The following is a 621-nucleotide window of genomic DNA, read 5'->3' as shown; positions in this document are numbered from 1 at the left end:
CTGCCGGGCGGCGAGGCCCGCCGCGCCGTGCTGCCCGTCGCGCCCGAGCCGTGGCGCAAGGCGGCGCTCGCCTTCGCCGCGCAGCACGCGGGCATCGTCTTCGAGGAGAAGCCCGCCGGCTTCGTCCTGCACTACCGCCTCGCGCCGGATCTGGGCGATGCGGCCTTCGAGCTCCTGGCCTCACTCATCAATGCCGTGCCGGATTTCGAGATTCTTCGGGCCTCCATGGCCTGGGAGGTCCGGCCGCGTGGTATCCACAAGGGCGTCGCCGTGCGCGAGATGATGCGCGAGCCGCCCTTCGCCGGCCGGCTCCCTATCTTCATCGGCGACGACGTGACCGACGAGGACGGCATCGCCGCCGCCGAGGCGCTGGGCGGCATGGGCTATCGTGTCCCCGACGACTTCCCCGAGCCGGAGGCGGTCCGCGCCTGGCTCACATCCCTGCTGGGAGGCGCGCATGGCCCAACCGCTTGATCTCGCCGCCATCGGCAACGGCACCGTCGCCGCACTGGTCACGAAGGACGGGCGCGTCATCTGGATGTGCTGGCCGCGCCTCGACGGCGTTCCGATCTTCTGCGGCCTGCTCGACGGCACGGAGCCGGAGGGCGTCTTCTGCGAGGT

The 621-nt window shown here is 71.8% G+C and carries 2 protein-coding genes; both read left to right on the top strand.

The window, feature by feature from the left end; genetic code table 11:
• Positions 1-474 (top strand): trehalose-phosphatase (locus AC1DWF_RS36035; protein ID WP_476843243.1); only part of this gene is annotated, 474 nt, incomplete at its 5' end.
• Positions 458-621 (top strand): trehalase-like domain-containing protein (locus AC1DWF_RS36030; protein WP_476843244.1); only part of this gene is annotated, 164 nt, incomplete at its 3' end. The genes AC1DWF_RS36035 and AC1DWF_RS36030, both read left to right, overlap by 17 nt.

The sequence above is a fragment of the Aminobacter sp. P4_D5 genome (assembly GCF_056401815.1).
This window is presented reverse-complemented; position numbering and strand designations above follow the sequence as displayed.